This is a genomic window from Thiomicrospira sp. R3, from assembly GCF_029581415.1.
Lineage (GTDB): Bacteria > Pseudomonadota > Gammaproteobacteria > Thiomicrospirales > Thiomicrospiraceae > Thiomicrospira.
In genome coordinates this window covers 801,667-820,722 of record NZ_CP121121.1, presented here as the reverse complement: position 1 = coordinate 820,722, position 19,056 = coordinate 801,667, and the positions used below count along the sequence as shown (strand labels likewise).

General features: G+C 43.4%; 16 protein-coding genes and 1 CRISPR repeat array. Of the genes, 7 read left to right on the top strand and 9 right to left on the bottom strand.

All coding sequences use genetic code 11. From position 1 onward, the window contains the following. Positions 1–15: 15 nt before the first annotated feature. The 7 genes from P8S55_RS04125 to P8S55_RS04095 all read right to left on the bottom strand — a co-directional run bounded on the left by P8S55_RS04125 (position 16) and on the right by P8S55_RS04095 (position 8,579). Positions 16–1,491: a restriction endonuclease subunit S domain-containing protein gene (locus P8S55_RS04125; protein WP_289225016.1), complete on the bottom strand. Its 1,476-nt coding sequence runs from the start codon at positions 1,489–1,491 to the stop codon at positions 16–18. After that, positions 1,488–2,150 (bottom strand): Abi family protein, encoded by a 663-nt coding sequence (locus P8S55_RS04120; protein ID WP_289225015.1) that lies wholly within the window; start codon positions 2,148–2,150, stop codon positions 1,488–1,490. The genes P8S55_RS04125 and P8S55_RS04120 overlap by 4 nt, the downstream gene beginning before the upstream one ends. 148 nt (positions 2,151–2,298) lie before the next feature. Next, positions 2,299–3,753 (bottom strand): N-6 DNA methylase, encoded by a 1,455-nt coding sequence (locus tag P8S55_RS04115; RefSeq protein ID WP_289225014.1) that lies wholly within the window; start codon positions 3,751–3,753, stop codon positions 2,299–2,301. A gap of 9 nt (positions 3,754–3,762) precedes the next feature. Further along, positions 3,763–4,371, bottom strand: a complete 609-nt coding sequence (locus tag P8S55_RS04110; RefSeq protein ID WP_289225013.1) for a cold shock domain-containing protein — start codon at positions 4,369–4,371, stop codon at positions 3,763–3,765. A gap of 18 nt (positions 4,372–4,389) precedes the next feature. After that, the gene (gene hsdR, locus P8S55_RS04105) at positions 4,390–6,840 is read right to left on the bottom strand and encodes an EcoAI/FtnUII family type I restriction enzme subunit R (RefSeq protein WP_289225012.1); all 2,451 of its coding nucleotides are present in this window, start codon (positions 6,838–6,840) and stop codon (positions 4,390–4,392) included. Positions 6,841–7,250: 410 nt separating this feature from the next. Further along, positions 7,251–8,105 carry a DUF6933 domain-containing protein gene (locus P8S55_RS04100; RefSeq protein WP_289225011.1) on the bottom strand — a complete coding sequence of 285 codons (855 nt, stop codon included), beginning with the start codon at positions 8,103–8,105 and terminating at the stop codon, positions 7,251–7,253. 243 nt (positions 8,106–8,348) lie between these two features. Further along, positions 8,349–8,579, bottom strand: coding sequence for a hypothetical protein (locus P8S55_RS04095; protein ID WP_289225010.1), 231 nt, complete (start codon positions 8,577–8,579; stop codon positions 8,349–8,351). A 55-nt stretch (positions 8,580–8,634) separates the two neighbouring features. Between P8S55_RS04095 and P8S55_RS04090 the strand changes: the two genes are divergently transcribed. The 7 genes from P8S55_RS04090 (at position 8,635) to cas2 (ending at position 15,339) form a co-directional block, all read left to right on the top strand. Then, a complete protein-coding gene (locus tag P8S55_RS04090; RefSeq protein ID WP_289225009.1) occupies positions 8,635–9,672 on the top strand; it encodes an IS5 family transposase in 1,038 nt (345 codons plus the stop codon). 155 nt (positions 9,673–9,827) lie between these two features. Then, complete coding sequence (locus P8S55_RS04085; protein ID WP_289225008.1) at positions 9,828–10,091, top strand: hypothetical protein; 264 nt, start codon at positions 9,828–9,830, stop codon at positions 10,089–10,091. 285 nt (positions 10,092–10,376) lie between these two features. Further along, the gene (locus P8S55_RS04080) at positions 10,377–13,085 is read left to right on the top strand and encodes a hypothetical protein (RefSeq protein WP_289225007.1); all 2,709 of its coding nucleotides are present in this window, start codon (positions 10,377–10,379) and stop codon (positions 13,083–13,085) included. A gap of 20 nt (positions 13,086–13,105) precedes the next feature. Then, a complete protein-coding gene (locus P8S55_RS04075; protein ID WP_289225006.1) occupies positions 13,106–14,308 on the top strand; it encodes a PDDEXK family nuclease in 1,203 nt (400 codons plus the stop codon). An 82-nt stretch (positions 14,309–14,390) separates the two neighbouring features. Continuing rightward, on the top strand, positions 14,391–14,603 hold the full coding sequence (locus P8S55_RS04070; RefSeq protein ID WP_289225005.1) for a CRISPR-associated endonuclease Cas1: 213 nt from the start codon (positions 14,391–14,393) through the stop codon (positions 14,601–14,603). A 34-nt stretch (positions 14,604–14,637) separates the two neighbouring features. Continuing rightward, a complete protein-coding gene (locus P8S55_RS04065; protein ID WP_289225004.1) occupies positions 14,638–14,925 on the top strand; it encodes a CRISPR-associated endonuclease Cas2 in 288 nt (95 codons plus the stop codon). A gap of 12 nt (positions 14,926–14,937) precedes the next feature. Further along, positions 14,938–15,339, top strand: a complete 402-nt coding sequence (gene cas2 / locus P8S55_RS04060; protein ID WP_289225003.1) for a CRISPR-associated endonuclease Cas2 — start codon at positions 14,938–14,940, stop codon at positions 15,337–15,339. Between the two features lie 227 nt (positions 15,340–15,566). Next, a CRISPR array of direct repeats spans positions 15,567–16,525; the repeat unit is 36 nt; unit sequence ATTCAAATAGAGCCCCGACAAATAGGGGATTAAGAC. Between the two features lie 94 nt (positions 16,526–16,619). Here the strand turns inward: cas2 and cas6 are convergent. After that, positions 16,620–17,501 carry a CRISPR system precrRNA processing endoribonuclease RAMP protein Cas6 gene (gene cas6 / locus P8S55_RS04055; protein WP_289225002.1) on the bottom strand — a complete coding sequence of 294 codons (882 nt, stop codon included), beginning with the start codon at positions 17,499–17,501 and terminating at the stop codon, positions 16,620–16,622. Positions 17,502–17,511: 10 nt separating this feature from the next. Next, entirely contained in the window at positions 17,512–19,056 is a 1,545-nt protein-coding gene (gene csm5 / locus P8S55_RS04050) for a type III-A CRISPR-associated RAMP protein Csm5 (RefSeq protein WP_289225001.1), read from the bottom strand.

The following is a 19,056-nucleotide window of genomic DNA, read 5'->3' as shown; positions in this document are numbered from 1 at the left end:
ACTTAATATGCGAATTCAAGTATCATTATGATTTATAAGATAATCATTTGCTGAATTGGCTGTATTTTCGTCAATAAAAACCTGGCTATTATCCAGTAGCAAGGAATCTGGTTTAACATTTCCCATTCGAACAACTTGAAAATTGCTTCGCTGGACGAACTCTGTACTTTTAAATGCAAAGCCGCCTTTCGTAATACTTAAATCGCCAAGTCTTACCCACTCCCAGCCATTGGGTAAATCAAAGGGTTTTTCGTCGTCGGTGATGGGTGGGAGGGGTTTGGTTTTTTTGAGTTTGCCGTCTTTAATCAGTTGAGCTTTTTCGGCGGCGATTTTTTTGAGTAGTTCGCTGGCGGGTTCGTCGTTAGGGTCTTGTGGTACGAGTTTGCCCATAACCGCCAGTTGAAGAATGGTTTGTTTGAGGGTGTCGATGCTGTGTTCGGTGGTAAACAGCGCATCAAAGTGTTGTGCGATTAACAACCAGGCCTGGTTATTTCTTAATCCGACAGTCTGGTTCCCATGCTGTGCGTGGGAACCAGTGCTTGTGTTTGTGCTTGTGGTTGCTGCTGGGTCTGCGTTCCCACGTGGAACGTGGGAACGAGAAGGCGCTGACTGAACCAAACTCGCCAACAGCGTTTCTACAAGAGTTTGATGAGTAGCCATCGAATCCAGCGTTTGCGCTTCTAGCGCATCGCATAACGCCATGAGTTCATCAACCTTCGCGACAATACGAGCTTGTTCTTGTTTAGAAATCAGCGGGAAAAGTGCAAGCTTTGCTTTATCTGTTCCAAGTCTTGGAAGGTTCATACCATGCGTTGATGAATTAGCGTACTCAATAAAATATGGAGTTTTTAAAACGAGTCTTAAATACTCAGCTTCAATTAAAGCATACCCCCTAAAAGGAATCATTTCAGTTGTGCAAACACCGGAGTCATCAGCAACCAAAACCTTATCCAAATATGGACGTAACTTTCCATAAATCACATCTCCTCGCTCAAAACGGTTTTTTGAACTTTTGAAAGGTTTTTCTGCAAAAGTATTTTTTTGTAGCAATTTTGAAGTAATTTTTTCGACATCCTCAAGCTCTAACACCCAGGTGTTATGCGAAACATCCTTGGGTTCTGCTTTTTGCACCTCACCATAATTTGTAACTTCACCCAATCGCACCCACTCCCACCCCTTCGGCAGTTCAAAAGGTTTTTCGTTGTCGGTAATCTCCGGCAGGGGTTTGGATTTTTTGATTTTGCCGTCTTTGATCAGTTGGGCTTTTTCGGCGGCGATTTTTTTGAGCAGTTCACTGGCGGGTTCATCGTTCGGGTCTTGCGGCACGAGTAACCCGCGCACCGCCATTTCTAAAATCAGTTCGCGCAGTTTTTGGATGCCGAGCAAATTGATTTTGCCGCGCGTGCCGCGCCCGGCAGTGGATTTCGCTTCGGTCGCTTGTGTCCAAATATCGAGGTGTTGGGTAATCAGGTGTTCTACAGGTTTATTCATGGTTGCGTTCTTTTTATTTTGCTTAACAAGGGCGTGACCTGCTGATGGGTTTGCATCCATTGGGCAGTGTGCTGGCAACGCGCTTGTATTAAGTCGGTAATGGCATCGTAGTCAGCTTGCAAATCGCGGTTAAAAATCGGTTCGTGATGGGCGATGCGGTTTCTTAATCGGCGAATACGCTCCAAATCGTTATACACACGCAGGCGATTTTGTTCGGCAGTGGCGTGGTTATTAAAATTTGGAAAAATCTGTTGGATATGATTTTGCCAAAGACTTTGATAAAAACGCTTGGTCATCATGGTTTGCCAAAACACAAACTTTAGTTCGGCGATCACTTGCCCGGTATGACGAAATTTCTCGCGCGTTCTAATTAATTCGTTGCGGTGTTGGTAATGATTGGGGCCGGCATTGGGCAAGCTTCGCTCAAATTGAGCCGACCAAGGCCAGCGCTCACCAAACTTAATTTCAATTGCCTGTGCAATGGCGTTGCGACTGACCACTTCAACAAAGTGCAGTGGCACTAAAAAGGCTGCCGATATTTGCGCATTCCACATATAAAACTCGGCTAGATCGCTAAATTGAGGATGATTGGACAGCGCGTTTTCAAAGGTGCTTAAACGGGCCGCTGAAAGCGCATAGTGTAAATTATGGTTTGACATCAATTCATCTTTCCCATATAATTTTGTTTGTGTGCCGTGGGATTCGTGTTGGCTTTATGCCTCCCCCCCGCGGACAATAGAATTAAGCCCGGCCTCGTGTCGGGCTTTTTTATTTCTATCGCTCCGGTTCGCACGTCCACTTCGTCCATCATCGATTTAACGCTTGCCCTAAAATGCTTTTTAACTGGTCGCGCAGATTTTGCAATTCGGTTTGTTGCTGTTGATACTGTTCCAGCAGTTGTTGCGGGTCGTGCACTTCTTGCTGTTCTTGGTGCGGGTTTTTAATATCGAGGTTGTAATTGCGCTCGATAATCTCGTCAATACTGACGCACCAGGCCTGGTTGGTTTCAACACGATTGGCAAAACCGTCATCTTCATGGCCCCACCAGTCGATTTCGGTTTGAAATTCGTCAAACTTCATCGGTTTGGTTTTGCTGTAGTTCTTCACGCCTTCGGGATAAGGATGTTCGTAATACCAAATTTTTTCGGTTTTCTGACCTTTGGTGAAAAACAAGATATTGGTTTTAATGCCGGTGTAAGGGTTAAACACGCCATTCGGCAAACGGACAATGGTGTGCAGGTTGCATTCTTCGACCAGCATTTTTTTGATTTTGGTTTTCACGCCTTCGCCAAACAAGGTGCCGTCGGGCAACACGACAGCGGCACGCCCGCCGTCTTTCAGCACTTCGACAATCAGTTGCAAAAACAAATCGGCGGTTTCACGGGTGCGGAATTCGGTCGGGAAGTTTTGTTCGATGCCGTCTTCTTCGGTGCCGCCAAACGGCGGGTTTGTGATAATCACATCGGTATCGGCATCCCAACTCGATAGCGGTTTGCTTAGGGTGTTATCGTGGCGAATTTGCACCGGCACTTCAATGCCATGTAACAACATATTGGTGGTACAAAGCAAATGCGGCAGTTGTTTCTTTTCAACACCCCAAATTTGGGTTTGCAGTTGTTTTTGGTCGTCAACAGTTTTGACTTGTTTACGCAGATGTTCGGTGGCGGAGGCTAAGAACCCGCCGGTGCCACAAGCCGGGTCGAAAACCTTTTCGCCCAGTTGCGGGTTAAGGTGATTGACCATAAATTCGGTGACCGCTCTGGGGGTGTAAAACTCACCGGCGTTACCGGCGGATTGCAGATCTTTAAGGATTTGTTCATACATATCGCCAAACAGGTGGCGTTCTTGTGAATTGCCAAAGTCGATTTCATTGAGTTTGTTAATCACTTGGCGCAGTAGCGTGCCGTTTTTCATGTAGTTAAACGCATCGCTAAAGGCTTCTTTCACCACAAATCCGCGTGGGTTGGTGGTCATCGGTGCGGTGAGGTCTTTGAGCCTGGGGAATAAATCGCCGTTGATAAAATCGAGCAGTGCATCACCGGTTAAGCCGTCGGCATCCGCCGCCCAGTTGCGCCAAAGGTAGTGTTCAGGAATCGGCGCTTGGTAATTATCGAGTTCGAATTCCAACTCTTCTTCTTGCGCATCGAAAATTTTGAGGAACAATAGCCAAGAAAGCTGACCAAGACGCTGAGCATCGCCATCAACGCCTGCGTCTTTGCGCATGATGTCTTGAATGGATTTAATAACACTGGATATAGACATGAAGAACCTTTATTTGTTTTTAATTAAGGCGTTATAGACAAAAACAAAACTGTTTAATAGGGTTCTTATAACGGCTGATACATAAGGCATATTTTTTAACTTTTTCGCAACGGCTGGAGATTTACGATAATAGAGTGCAACAAATTTTCTACCCAAAGATGAATTTTTTAATTGGTTATCTCTGAAACTTCGTAGAACTAAAACATTGGGATGGTTGTAGTCTTCATAAACAGCTGTTGCAATAAAACACCATCCAAAATCTTTAACTTTTCCACCACAATACGGACAGTAGCTAGCTTGTGGCTTACCATTGTAGAAGTTAACTCTTGGAACAATTTGTTTAATACAGTGTGGGCAAGTCACCCTGTCATCATTGGCTTCTCGACGTGCTTGAATCTCACTTTCTTTTCGTTCAGAAGCACTTCTAATGCATTTGATATTAATAGCCTCAGGCCCTTTTCGGCCAGGCTTCGTCTCAAATTCTACGATGTCATTTGAATTTGGTGATGAGTGTTCTTTCCACTCTTGAACACGAAAATAAATATCACCATCATTTTCATCTGTGTAAATGAACCCAAAACCTTTCTCTCTACTGTAGAATTTAATAGTACCTCTCATCTTTCACCCCTAATTTTCTCAGCTTGTCATATAAAGCAGGTCTTCTAGTTCAGTAATCGCTTGCTCATAGGCTTGCTTTGAACCAAAGGCGTTTTTGACAATTTCAAGTGGTCGCCCCATTTCGCTGAATGGTGTGACTTTGAAGACATCTTTGGATTCGATTTCTCTGATACCGGTGTCGGCGTATTTGTCGAGCAAGGCGTTGAGCACTTGTTGGGCGGTTTCTGAATACTTGGTGAAGTAGTTGCGTTTTTTGACGTTATCTGCGCGCTCTTTGCGTGTCAGTGGTGGCTGGTCAAACGCAACGTGACAGATTAAATCGAACGGGTCTAAATCTCGACTAACATCGTCTTCTAAAGCTTGCCAAATAACACCTTGGGCGGCGAGTTCGTCAATTACCGCTTGTTTACGGTCAGCGGATTGCCACTTTTTAATAAACTCGTCCATTGACGCGTATTGTTGCTGTACGGTTTTTTTGGTGTAGTCTTTGAAGGATTCTGTGACCAGTTTGCCATCGGCATCGTAATACTGCACGCGTTCAGCGAGTTTTTTAACGGTGACACCGGCAACGTGGTATTTGATAAAGGGTTGTTTTTCCCCGCCCAATTCGCCGCCGGTTTCGGTTTCATTGGTCTGCCAAACGTCTTCATCAGGATTTGAGTTCGTTTGATAATCGCCTTCTGATTCGTTCAACATTGATTCAGCTTCATTTTCATTATCAGTGGCGTTAAGCTGTGCTTCAAAATCGGGGTTATTTTCATCGATAATATCACCAGGCCTGGTCACCATAACCTTTTCCGGTATACCGTCAAAGCGTTCATCTGCAAACAATTCGGTGGCTTTTTTAAAGTCGAGAATGGTGAACCAAAGTTTGCCATAGCGATCATCAATCCGCGTGCCGCGCCCGATAATTTGTTTGAATTTGGTCATGGATTGAATACTTTGATCCAGCACGACTAATTTACAGGTTTTGGCATCGACACCAGAGGTCATGAGTTCGGAGGTGGTCGCAATCACCGGATAGGCTTTTTTCGGGTTAATAAAGTTATAAAGCTGCGCCTTGCCGGCTTCGTCATCGCCGGTGATTTTCATCACGTATTTGTCGTTTTTCTTGATCTGTTCCGGGTTGAGATTAACCAAAGTTCGACGCATACGTTCGGCATGATCGATGTCATTACAAAACACAATAGTTTTGGCCATTGGGTCGGTGCGTTTGAGATAGGCGGTAATGGTTTCCGCGACCAGTTGGGTGCGCTCATCAATCACGAGGTTGCGGTCAAAATCTTTGGCATTGTAAATACGGTCAGGAATCACCTCACCGTGCTTATCGGTTTGCCCTTTGGTCGGTCGCCAGCCGAGTGCATCGACATCTAAATCAACCCGCACCACTTTGTAAGGCGCCAGAAAACCATCCTCAATGCCTTCTTTAAGGGAGTAACTGTAAACCGGTTCGCCAAAGTAATCGATATTCGATACTTCGTCGGTTTCCTTCGGTGTAGCGGTTAAACCGATTTGCGTGGCGGAACTAAAATATTCCAAAATTTCACGCCATGCGGAGTCTTCCGCCGCACTACCGCGATGGCATTCATCAATTACAATCAAATCAAAAAAGTCCGGTGACACTTGCTTGTAGGCTTTTTGCGATTCTTCCGGCCCGGTGAGGGCTTGATACAAACCAAGGTGGATTTCATAGGCGGGATCCACGGTTCGCTTTTTTATTTTTGTCATCGCGGTGTCAAACGGTCTAAAGTCATTATCTTTGGTTTGATCAACCAGAGCATTTCGATCGGCTAAAAACAGAATGCGTTTTTTGGCTTTCGATTTCCATAACCGCCAGATGATCTGAAACGCGGTATAGGTTTTACCGGTGCCGGTTGCCATGACCAGTAAAATCCGGTTTTTACCGGCGGAGATGGCCTCGATGGTTTTGTTAATCGCTTGCAGTTGGTAATAACGCGGTGATTTGCCGCTGCCGTCATCGTGATAAGGTTGGGTAATAATCGGCAGTTGTGAATCCGTGTAACCTTTCCAGGCACAATACTTTTGCCACAGGGCTTCTGGGCTTGGAAAGTCTTCGAGGCTGAGTTGAGTTTCAATCGCACCGCTGGTCGCGGTTTTGTCGTGGAAAATAAAACCATCGCCATTGCTGGCAAACACAAACGGCACATCCAGCAGGCCTGCATAATCCAACGCCTGTTGCATACCTTTGCCGATTTCGTGTTTATTGGCTTTGGCTTCAATCACCGCAAGCGGCAGATTGGGTTTGTAATACAAAACAATGTCAGCTGACTTTACGGTTTTACGGGCCGCAATTTGACCGCGCACCACCACTTTACCATCACGCAGTTTTACTTCTTGGCGAATTTGAGTGAGATTATCCCAACCGTTTTGAATCACCGCTGGCAAGATGAATTTGGTGATGATGTCTGTTTCAGTTAGAACAGCCTTCGTTGAGTTTGTTAGCACCATAAACCAGCCTAATCCCAGAACAACCATGAGTAAAAAGCATAATTCTACAAGGACTTATAAAAAGGTCTAGTTTTACTAACTCGTTATTGCGACATGGATTGTAAATAGGATAAGCCGCGCACACCGAATACGTACAAGCAAAAGATGAAATAGGTTTAAGGAGTAAATTAACTATCGAAATGAAGGTGATCAGGTTCTGAAAACTAAAACCCTACAAAAACAAAATTTTAGAAAAAACCGGTGCAATTTTAGGCGCTTATACATCTTCCACTAGACTGTAGCAAAATCAATTTTGCTTAAACACACGCCAGCAAAAACTGTCTCATATTATACCGCTTAACACGCCTTGATACGCAATGACGTATCGCAGAAACAAGATTGGCAGTCACACATCAGATTGATTTCTGTTGTTAACCGTCGTTTTCCAGTAAAAACTTGATACGCATCACCAAGTCAATAACATGGCCTGTTTTAAAAACACTATCTGCATCCGAGTTATTTTGATATTGCAGATATTGCCAATAAAGAGCCGCACGAAGCTGATTTATATCATCAGGAAAGCCTTTAGGTCTAGAGTGCACTTTTGCCAATCGAACCCCAATCTCCTCTAGGCGACCCGCACTTCCGGCGTAGTTAAGGCCATCAAACAGCTGAGCAAATTGCAAATAGTCCTGCTCACTGTGACAAGACTCAGGAATACAGGAAATATCGATTTGATAACGACAATCGCTATAGGCCATCGCTTTGGCCAAGCTATAAAGAAGCGAATGTTTTGCAAGCGAATAATATTGTTTGCGCCCCAATTTAATGGAGCGTGGTTGATCAGCGCTCCAAGCGGGATAAACATAAAGCGACACATCATCAATATGTTTTTGGTCGTGATACAACATCCAATCCAACTCTTCATGCAAAATCCGCAAACTGGATTGCACAGAACGGTTGATTTTGCTGTCAAACACCATCGTTTCTTGATCAAGTTGATTAGCCACCCTCTCGACCAAGTCAGGCGGGTAATTCATTTTTATCAATGCGTTGATAAATATCTCTTGAAACAAGTGTTTTAAATTAGCAAAATCCGCCTTCTTCAAGCCGGTTAATAACACTGCAAAACGGGTTTCATCATGACAAAACAACACACATTGTTTGCGCTGAATTAGATAAATATGCGCATGCCAATCACCCCAAGGGCTAGATTGTTCAACACCATTATTCAAATCAATTTGAGGGAGTTTTTCGGCTAATTTTTTTGTGACATGTACGCGCAAACTATTTCTCAACTTTAATTAAAACTACTTAAAGACCATCACCTCAGCAAACCCTATCGGTATTGGTTTTATTCATCACTGGTTATGATCATTTTTCTGCTTCCAATGCTTTGCGTGGGAGCGCCCACCAGCAAGACCAACTACCACTTGCTCGGCATTCCCACGCTCAGCGTGGGAACGAGAGTAACCAGAATATACAGCCCTCGCTCCCATGCTGTCCGTGGCAGAGCCAACACGCACGCACTAAACAAAAGGTTCAATTTCAAGCAGGCCTGTTAAACCGACAAAGTCACGCGCACTCGAATAACGCCAATGTTCAGCCAAATCAACGTACCCCCGCTTGACCGGGTTCAGATGAATATAACCCATCTTTTGCCGCATCATCTCATCATTCTGAATCCATTCAGGGTGATAACCCTCCTGCCAAAACTGAAACTCACGATCCACCTTATGGGAACCTCGAATAACCCCCACCTAAAACCAGGCCTGGTAAAATAGTGCCATCGTTAAAATTGTGACAGGATCTGTTATGAAAACCAAACGCACCGCCTTAAAAACTGACTTGTTTGCCCAAGTGTATCATCAAGATAAACTCAACCATCTTGGTGATCCGCTGCAAGACATTGCCCAGCATATCGACTTCGATGCCTTAGCCCAGTCGATAGCGTCTTATATTGACTATGGCGACCAATCCAAAGGTGGCCGTCCGCCTTATCCACTGGATGTGATGGTTCGGATATTGGTTCTCAAGCACCTCTATAACCATTCTGATGAGCAGATGGAGTACCAACTGCTTGATCGAATGAGTTACAAGCGGTTTTGCGGTTTAACCGATGCGCTCACGGTTCCCGACCGCACCACTATTTGGACGTTTGAAAACCGTCTTGGTCAAGCCGGTGCTAACCAGCTGTTTCAAGCTCTCGATAGCCAACTCAATCAACAAGGCTATATTGCGCGCGGTGGGCAAATCATTGATGCCAGCTTAATTCCAGCCCCCAAACAAAAACTCACTAAAAAAGAAAAAGCACTCATCAAACAAAACGCCATACCCGCCGACTGGTCGCCAGCTAAACGTCGACAAAAAGACCTCGATGCAACCTGGACCAAAAAGCATGGTCAAAGCACCTTTGGCTACAAGCTCACCGTGAACATCGACAACCAACACAAACTGATTCGAGCAATTCACCCGGATACGGCCGCACCGCATGACACCAACCACTTTGACAAGGTGCTGTGCGCCAATACCAGTCAAGACATCTATGCCGACAGCGGCTACACCGGGCAGCAACGTGAAGCGGAACTCAAACAAAAACAACACCGAGTTCACATCCAGCGCAAAGGCAAGCGAAACAAACCGCTGAGCCCAGCTCAACAAAAACGCAATAACCGTATCGCCAAGGTACGTGCCCGCGTTGAGCACAGCTTTGCCTCCATCGCGCACATGGGCGGTAAATGTATCCGCACCATTGGCCAGGCACGCGCCAACTTCAAAATGGCCATGATGGCGTTATGCCACAATATTAAACGCCTAGCATGGTTAGAAAACCAGCCGTGCAAGGCCGCCTGACAGGCAAAGTGTCTCTTGATGCCGGTAAAATGGCATCGAGAGACACCAAAACGAACAAAAAAGCGTGAGATTCACGCAAAAAACGCGCTATTAATCGGTTTTTAGGGCAAACAGCGATTTACCCTAAAGTTATTCGAGGTTCCCATAAGTCAACATTGTCTGAAAATCTTATAGAACGCTCAAATTTAATCACTGAAAAATTTATTCTAGAGCAGTCAAAGGATTTTAAAGCTGTTGTTTTTCAGATTCTTGGCCTACCAATCTATGAAATAAATCCGAATATTTTGAGAGTGCACTTTTACGATGATGCTTTAAGATTTGAACCTACCGTTCAATTTGGCTCAATCACTGGTTATGAACTGCTGGCTTCACTTGATAATTGCCTAAAGTCTACACTTTCGCTAAGAGATGCTGTGTAAATTTATTTATTTATTGATTGATTGATTGTATAGGTTTTAGATTTAATAAAAATTTTAATTCGACTATTAATAATTATTAATGTAACGGCACAGTTGTGAATCGTTTGTTGCAAGTTGTTGGATAATTCAACCAGGCCTGGTTGTTTGGTTGAGTTAAAATACTTGTTACTTTAACGATACTTTAATAATTTTTTTGGTACTATTTGAGTATTATATATGCACTATATGGGTAATGTATAGCTGTTAAAACCATTGGAAGGATTATAAAAAGGAATTGTATAGATTATGGCTAAGGCATTATTACTTGAACCATTCGACTTACAGATGCTAGCGTCATTTGAGGAGAGCATCGAACCTGTAAATATTTCTGCAACTGAAAAAAACCTAGAATCTATTGAAAAGCAGCTAAAACAACTAGGTTTGGTTAATATTACTTATGTTTTGGGGGCCGAAAAGTCTTCAGTTCTTTATTGGACTGCGGCGCAGCGCCTATTTCCAAATGCGGCCCACTTATATTTAGAAATGGGAAGTCAGTGGCGTGATTTAATCACTGGTGATATTCGTTTTGTAGACGTTGAAGAAGCTGATCTAGTCCCCGAGCCAGTTGCCGATCAAACACCACTTAAGCCACGTGCTTATGCACATTTAAAGGGCTGTGAGCTATGTCATGAGATATTTCGGCATAGTTACTTTACCTTAACAAAAGATTTGCAACATATATTTAATGAGTTGCTGGATGAGGCTTACAGTCGTGTGCAAACAGATGCTAGTTTTGCTAAAAAAATTAACAAAGCTCGCCAAGATGGCGCACAAACTAAGTTATTACTAGAGCAACTAGACCAAAAGGTTACTGAGCTCAAGGTTTCAAGAAAGCCGATTGATCGGGTAACACTATCGAATTGGATTTTCACTCAACCCGGTTACGACATACCGCGAATCAAAAATGCCATAGATGCGAAAATCAACAAAACAATCCATTATTTCGCGAACAAACAAAAATTACGTTTAATTAATCAGCAAAATCATATTAAACGCCCGCAGCAACAGCGAGTTTGTTTACCCCCCCCCATTTTTAATAATGGCGCACATCCCAATAATTTACGTCACCTAAAACCCGCTAAAAACTGGTTAATTTATGTCGATGAGACAGGTAAGCAATTTGACCACCAAGCACAATCACTTGATTACTCACAAGTTGAGTTAGGTCGTGTTGTGGCAGTGCTAGTGCCAGATTATGCCCAGGGTCAGTTGCCGGCATTGCAAAAACACCATGCTACCGAACAGCCCGATGTTGAAAATGATAGGGTGATACAAAACCTATTAAACAGTTCCGTTGGGGTGTTTGGTTTTACGGTAAAAGATGCTGGCCATGATATTAAGCAAGGATGGTTTGATGCTATTTATCAGCTGGTGCGCTGGGTGGTTTTGTTGTTACCTATCGAACCGAAAGACCAAACCCAGGTTCGTTTTTTAGTAGAGCAATATGCCAGCTATAATCAACAAAGCTTTCCAATTAAAGCCATTGCGCAGCGTGTAGAAAGTGAATTACAGGCGATTGAGCAGCAGCGGTTTGAAAACCTACAGCTCACCATGGAGTTTATCAGTAAAGATGATGCTTATAATGGTTATGTAGATACCGTTGCACATATGTGGGGGAGCCCTGCTGCAGCCAGTCGCCATCGACTCCAATTATCAAAAATGGAGCACCACTGTTTATTGCGCCCCGACATAGCTAGTGTTGACAGACTATTTTTACTGCTTAATCCGACCGGAAGTTTTAATGCCACCGACTGGTATGAAATTATGCTTAATCTCTCAGAAGAACCAGACAACAGTCTTTTAAAAACGGTGATGAATGGCCACGGTAGCAAAGTAAAAAATCAGCCTGCAACCTGGCAAAGCTATTTAATGACAGTTACAAATAAAATTAAGTTAAAAAACTATAATCTACGCCAGTTAGGCTTCATTCTAAACTGGTTGCATAATTCCAAGCCCCCAGCAGCAAGTTGGAGCGCTGCCATACAAGCGCAGTGGCTTAGCACCCAGTTAGCCCTGCAAAATCACCAAGGGGCGATGGATCTTTCGCTTATTGCACAAGCCATAGCATTAATGAACCAAATGCGTGACGAAGACGCCCCTGGCATGTGTGATCTCGCCTTGAAAATTGCCTCAGCCGCCACGAACAGCTTCCAGTTTTCGCTTGCCGAAGAACTAGTAGATAAATGGCTAAAAGAAAAACCGGCAACTGTTGGCCTTATGCAATATGCGAAATTAGAATCAACAATGGGTCAATTAGCCGCATTTAAAGGACAGCAGCAAATCGCTAATACGCGCTTCGAACAAGCGATTGCCTTGTTTAGTCGTTTAAGTGATAAAGAAAGGGCAGAGCGCGAAACTATACAAACGCGTACCTATGCCATACTTAATAAAATGACTTGGCTTAATACACAATGGCAAAATGAGTTATTAGCGCATATCAACCTTAGTAAACCAAACGCTACTAACACGATTAAAAGCTTTGCAACGGGGTTTGATGTTGATAATCCCACTATCTACTACAGCCATTACTTAATGTTGCGAGCTTTTGTGTACCAACCCAGTGTATTTGCTCAAGAAATACAAAGCTATTTAAGCTACCAATCCGATTGGACTTACAACGATCAAGCGCATCCCTGGGAATGGATTTATGCCTACAGAGGATATCTACTCTCACTCAATGGCCAACCAAAATTGGCAAAGCAACAGTTTGAAGAAGCCATAAACCTAACCAGTCAACCACTACAAGGTGCGATATTGCGCTATATTGGGTTAGTGATAGCCGCGATGGCTGCAAGCCTGGGTTATCCTGTATCAGCTGCACAATTGGATAAAGAACAAATAAAACAACAGCTCCAGCATGCGCCTTGGGAAAAATTTGACGACTGGCCACAAAAACCATCAGGCGCGCAATTGCTAAATAAGCTCAATCAGCTGCTGCCCTTTAATTTTCATTAAGCGATGACCAAAAAAACGATATGAAACAGCCTAGCCATCAAGTAATAAATTATGTCATTATCATTTCAGAACATAATTTACCCAATTTAACGTCGGTTATTTCCCAGCCCGTCCTGCCAAAAACGCTATGGCTGATTCATACATCAAACCTACGGTTTAGTGAAGCAGCAAAGCGTTTCAAACAAGTCATGAATGAAGATTACCCAAGCCTACAGGTAATTATTATTACAGCGACAGAAGGATTTAGTGGGGAAAATTTTGCCGAACTGAATCAGTGGATAAACCAATACTTAACACCACATTACCAAACACACACGGACGAAAAATGGATTCTTAATATCAATGGTGGAACCAAAATTATTCCAATCCAATTGATTAAGGCACTCTCATGGGCAGAAATACACTACAAGGCAATGAACCAGCAAACCCTGCAACGCTGGACATTAGATGATAGTGTCTTACCAGACTATCCACTAAAGGCCCCATTGCCACTCCAAGCCATTAGAACCTACACACCTTGTTTTGTTACCCACAACAAAATTGATTTGAACCCCCAAGCAACGGCTATAGCGCAGAAAATTTGGGATGCTTTTTTACCCGAAAACCCGAATCATCCGCACCGAGTTTTAGCCCAACTTTTTAAAACCCTATGGCATACTAGTGATGCACCAGTGGGCAAAATGCTAACCATTGATCTAAACACAATTCAAACCAACGATCTAACCGCTTTCAAAGCATGGTGTAAGGAGCTTGCCGAATTAGATGCCCAGGCCATTAGTGTCAACGAAACGCAGCTTACATTACCCGGTAAAAATAATACAAAAAACAAAAATTGGAAAAAATGGGTAGCAGGTGTTTGGCTTGAAACCCTGCTGGCACACTGGTTAACAGAAGCGGGCGTTACACACTTTGCACGAAGTGTTGAAATAAGAGAGCCCACACGAGATTTAGACTTTGTACTTATTAAGCAGGGAAACCTCCAGCTGATAGAAGCCAAGGTTGAGCCTGTAGATGAAACAAAATTAAAAGACATCATACGCCAAATAACATCACTAGTGCGTGCTGGCAAACTAGAATACTACCTGTTTGTTAGCCCACTATTTGATCAAAGCATCACCAATCAACAGCGCAAAGAAGATTTTTACGAAACCTGCAAACAAAATCACATTACCGTTCTAAGCTCAAAGCAACAACTGCTGGCGCAGTTAGCCAAAAACGCCTAAAACCACAAACTTGTGAAACGATACATTTATAAAAAAATGCTTCATGATAATACTCGGCATACATACGAAGAGAGGGATTATCATGAATGCATTTCCAGTCGTTATAGATCGTAAAGATTCCCAGGTTAGTATCGAAAGCACCACCCTGGTTATTCGCACACCAGAAACAACAAAACAAACCATTCCATTGCATCTAATAAGCCAGCTTATTATTCACGGCAAACCCAGTGTTGAAAGTGACGTTTGGCGACAATTAGAACAATTAACAGACTTTTTAAAAAACCATGTTGGTTAGGTAAGAAAACCCACACCTAAACAGGAATGACAGCATGCCAAATAAATATTCAGCAATTATTGCATATGACATAAAAGACAATGCCACTCGACTTAAAATGCTCAACACCTTAAAAAGATGGCGTTTAGATGGGCAAAAATCAGTGCATGAGTGTTTATTAAGCGCCAACCAAGCCAAAAAATTGTTTGCCGAGTTGAGTAGCCTAGCAGACCCAACAACCGATCGAGTCCTCCTCGAGTGGGTAAATCCATCACGCCCAATCTATAACCGCGGCACGGGGGGTAGCCTAGGATTTTTTCAGCAAATCTTTTATATCAAATAAAGGAACTTTTAAATGAAAAAAAAAGCGCACTGGCACATATTAGCCTATGACATCAAAAACCCAAAACGACTCCAAAGGGTGCATAAATATATTAAAAAATTTGGCTTAGCCTTACAAAAATCGGTTTATTTAGTTTTAGCCAGTGAACAAAGAATGGAAACCATTATGGCGGAACTAGCAAGCCTAATTAACCCTAAGCTAGACGATGTTAGGACCTACCCAATCGAAAGCGCCCAAACCCTATGGTTATACGGCAGTAGCCTACATGAAAGCCTATTAATGGACCAAGATGCAAAAGCCAATGCATGGCAGCGAACCAAGCAATGGCTGGAAATAAAAAACAACCAACAAACACAAATCCCAGAGGCACTTTTGAAAGGTATTGACCATGCCAAAAAGCCAGAATTAGAGTAAAATATCAATGGATTTTAGCCTTGTAGTCATTGGTCTGCAAGCTGTGAGACGATGGTGAATAGATGGTGCAAATTTTTTTAATAGTTACAATTGATTAGTTTCTTTAAAAATGTGGATAACTATATGCAAAAGTGCCAAACTAAAAAGATAAGTTTTTGGCTGGAAAATAAACCAGCTAAGATGCTTTCTAAGTTATTGAAAAATAAGCGGATAAATTATCCACAACGATTCAAATAGAGCCCCGACAAATAGGGGATTAAGACATGGCAAAAACCACGCTTATGCCCGTCCCACGGATTCAAATAGAGCCCCGACAAATAGGGGATTAAGACTATCAAACCCCCGGGGTTTGTCAATTAATATTAATTCAAATAGAGCCCCGACAAATAGGGGATTAAGACAGATACGGGGGTGATTTACCTCGACCCCTACCACCTCATTCAAATAGAGCCCCGACAAATAGGGGATTAAGACCGAAGATCGCTCAGCTCATCTTGCGTGATCAGGCATTCAAATAGAGCCCCGACAAATAGGGGATTAAGACGGATTTTTTTCGCAAGCGTTGACACTTACGAAACGATTCAAATAGAGCCCCGACAAATAGGGGATTAAGACCGGTAGTATCCGCATCGATGTCGGACTGAATACCCTCATTCAAATAGAGCCCCGACAAATAGGGGATTAAGACATACTCAACCGTATTGGAACCAATTGTGGGTGCTATATTCAAATAGAGCCCCGACAAATAGGGGATTAAGACTGTGCCCTAGCACCGCCATAAATGAATGATATCCATTCAAATAGAGCCCCGACAAATAGGGGATTAAGACACGGGCATCCCTCTTACTTGTTCTTCGTTTTGTGCATTCAAATAGAGCCCCGACAAATAGGGGATTAAGACTGTGCCCTAGCACCGCCATAAATGAATGATATCCATTCAAATAGAGCCCCGACAAATAGGGGATTAAGACACGGGCATCCCTCTTACTTGTTCTTCGTTTTGTGCATTCAAATAGAGCCCCGACAAATAGGGGATTAAGACATAGATGACCGCATCATGTAGCGGCACATTTCAGAATTCAAATAGAGCCCCGACAAATAGGGGATTAAGACGTAAGCCGGCGCCCATCCGTCGACACTAACACACACGATTCAAATAGAGCCCCGACAAATAGGGGATTAAATCGTGGTGGTAATTCGGAGTGCTGGTCTCGCTGGGGGTGACCTATACCTGGCCTGGTATAGGGTTCAAGGTGATGGTGTTGGCGGCAAGGTTTGGATTATTGGAGTTCAATAGCACCCATACCAAAGACGGTGTGTTTGCCAATGTTTATACGTTGTACGATTTGCAGTTGTTGGTATTGTTGTGGCGTCAGTGTATGGGGTTTGAGTTGAATTTGGCCTACTAAGCCGCCCAGTGTCATGGCTTGTTGTTGGCGATTTGAATAGCGCTGCCAATCTTGCCACGTTAGTGTTTGTTGGTGTGGCTTTGCGTCGCTTAAATTTGCTAGGTTTATGGCAAAGTTAAATGAGGTTTCTGGTAGGTGGTGTTGAAACATGAATTTGTTACGGCGAATTATGTGTGTAAACAACCCGTTCAGGCTAAATTCGGCTTGGCCTATGAGTTGGTTACGTTGCTCTAATCGCATGGGTGTTTTGATGGTGATGTTTAAAGTTTGGTTTTGTGGATTCGCTTGCGGCAGTGGCGTGGGTTCGAACGCTAGTGTTAATGGCACGCCATTGTCAACAAGGCAGGTATTTTGGTGCGTTACCTGGTGAAGTTTTGCCGGTATAGCGTGTTTGGTTAATCCGCCCGCTAATGCGTTTTCCCAGGCGTAGAAAATTAACGGTAGTTGGTTTAGTGTGTCTTTTCCTATCAGGGTAAGATCGAATTGGTGCGTTGCTGCCCTGGTGGCAGACGGAAGCGGTTGAATAATGTAGGGGCTGGGTCGGTTGGTTTGGTTCGTGCGCGCTTGGGTTTCAAAAATGGCGGTATAGGGGCAGGTATTAACCAAGGGGCAATTTTTGCACACCGGTTGTTTGGTCATGCAACTGAGGCGCTTGAGCGTGTGCCCAAAGGCGCCGCGCAACATAGAACCGGCCTGGGTAGGCCAGTTCATGGTCGATTGGGTTTTGAGGGTAAATCGGAAGGTTTCGATCATAGTGGTCTACTTATTGTTCATTAAGTAACTTCAGCTTGTCTTTCACTTTGCTATTTTTTTTGACATCGATTTTCCAGTATTGAAATATTTCAATACAGGTTTGTTTAAGTTGGTTTTTTTCATCTCGTGACCAGGCCTGGTTGGCTGCCATGTCAATGAGTTCGTTTATTTTAACGCGCAGCTCACCCGCTGGGTTTTGTCGGTTATTGGCTTTCTCTTGTGTAAAATCTTCATTGAGTTCATAGATTAATCGTTGCGTTGGGCTTAGTTTGCTGATGGCGGCTTGTTTTGCCGCTTGTTCTTGCTCTTGTTGTCGTTGGCTTGCGAGTTGACGTTGTTTTTGTTCTATCCGCTGTTGTTTTATTTGTGCATAGTGTTGTTGGCGTTCTTGAATTTGGCTGTATTGGGTTTGGTCTTGGGCGCTTAATCCTGCGATAAAGGTAGTTAGCTGTGCAGGTAGCTGGCCTCTGGCGATGATTGCCCAACCGAGCGGTTGGGCGTTTTCGGCCAACCAGAAGGTTTTAGTGTCTTGCATGAATTTTGCCGGATTACGAAAATCTATGATTTTGACGTTTGCTATTTTTCGTATGCCATCCCAGCTTTTTGATAGCGCGCCGGCATAGTGACCTAATCGAATAAAAGCGATGTTGTTTTGGGCTATGTCTTGGCTTAGAACGGAGATTAATTGGTTTAGCTGTGCTTTCCATTCTGCGTTGATTCGTGTGTCGTTTTGCCAGTTTTGTAGGTCTTTCTTGAGCTTTGGCAAGTAGAATAGGTTGAGATTATCAATGATATTTGGGATGTCGGTGCTAAATGAATTTTGATTGGGTTCATAGGGTTTAAATTGTGCGTTAAACGTAAATTGACTGCCAATTTGGATTGTTTCAATTTGTACGGGTATTCCTCCGCCAGCTCTTTTTTCTATATTTTTTGCGTAATTGGTTGCAATCTGAAATTTTTGAATAGGCCGTTGGCTCATGGCATCGCTAATTTTTAGGCGCTTAAAAGGGTCTTGTGCCACATTTTTATAGTTCAGGAGCTTTTTTTGTAAATCATCGGATTTAGGTTGCTTGATGGTTGTTATTTTTTTTGCTTGAATGAGTTGATTGGTTATTGCGGTCCGAATGGCGCCTTTTAGGCTCGATCCTGGAATATAGGCTTGTTGTGTAACAGGATTGTGTGCATGGCGTATTAGCGCTAGTTTATTTTGTGCTTTATTGTCTTTGTGGGCGACTTTATTAATTGTCGCTTGGTATTTTTCTATCAGACCTGGGCTCACTAAAAACTGATAGTTCGATTGTTGTGCTAGTTCATCTCGATGTTGGTAGATGAGGCTGCGCAGGGCAAGTTGGTCTTCTGCGCTGCGTGCATTTTCGGCCAGCTTGGTTATTGCGCTTAGAGTTTTAGGATTAAGCGCATGGAACATTTGTAGGTGGGTGTAATGATGGATGAGCTGGTCGTGAATGACATACTCCGTGGGGTCGAGGTCTTGTCCACAGCCAATATGGATTGAGCTAATTGGAACGAGTGTGAGATTTTCTTGCCAAGATTTCAT

Bases quoted from the DNA above. Each gene is read 5' to 3' on its own strand.
- P8S55_RS04125 (WP_289225016.1), bottom strand. From the start codon at position 1,491: ATGAATAAACCTGTAGAACACCTGATTACCCAACACCTCGATATTTGG.
- P8S55_RS04120 (WP_289225015.1), bottom strand. From the start codon at position 2,150: ATGTCAAACCATAATTTACACTATGCGCTTTCAGCGGCCCGTTTAAGC.
- P8S55_RS04115 (WP_289225014.1), bottom strand. From the start codon at position 3,753: ATGTCTATATCCAGTGTTATTAAATCCATTCAAGACATCATGCGCAAA.
- P8S55_RS04110 (WP_289225013.1), bottom strand. From the start codon at position 4,371: ATGAGAGGTACTATTAAATTCTACAGTAGAGAGAAAGGTTTTGGGTTC.
- hsdR (WP_289225012.1), bottom strand. From the start codon at position 6,840: ATGGTGCTAACAAACTCAACGAAGGCTGTTCTAACTGAAACAGACATC.
- P8S55_RS04090 (WP_289225009.1), top strand. From the start codon at position 8,635: ATGAAAACCAAACGCACCGCCTTAAAAACTGACTTGTTTGCCCAAGTG.
- P8S55_RS04080 (WP_289225007.1), top strand. From the start codon at position 10,377: ATGGCTAAGGCATTATTACTTGAACCATTCGACTTACAGATGCTAGCG.
- P8S55_RS04075 (WP_289225006.1), top strand. From the start codon at position 13,106: ATGAAACAGCCTAGCCATCAAGTAATAAATTATGTCATTATCATTTCA.
- P8S55_RS04070 (WP_289225005.1), top strand. From the start codon at position 14,391: ATGAATGCATTTCCAGTCGTTATAGATCGTAAAGATTCCCAGGTTAGT.
- P8S55_RS04065 (WP_289225004.1), top strand. From the start codon at position 14,638: ATGCCAAATAAATATTCAGCAATTATTGCATATGACATAAAAGACAAT.
- cas2 (WP_289225003.1), top strand. From the start codon at position 14,938: ATGAAAAAAAAAGCGCACTGGCACATATTAGCCTATGACATCAAAAAC.
- cas6 (WP_289225002.1), bottom strand. From the start codon at position 17,501: ATGATCGAAACCTTCCGATTTACCCTCAAAACCCAATCGACCATGAAC.
- csm5 (WP_289225001.1), bottom strand. From the start codon at position 19,056: ATGAAATCTTGGCAAGAAAATCTCACACTCGTTCCAATTAGCTCAATC.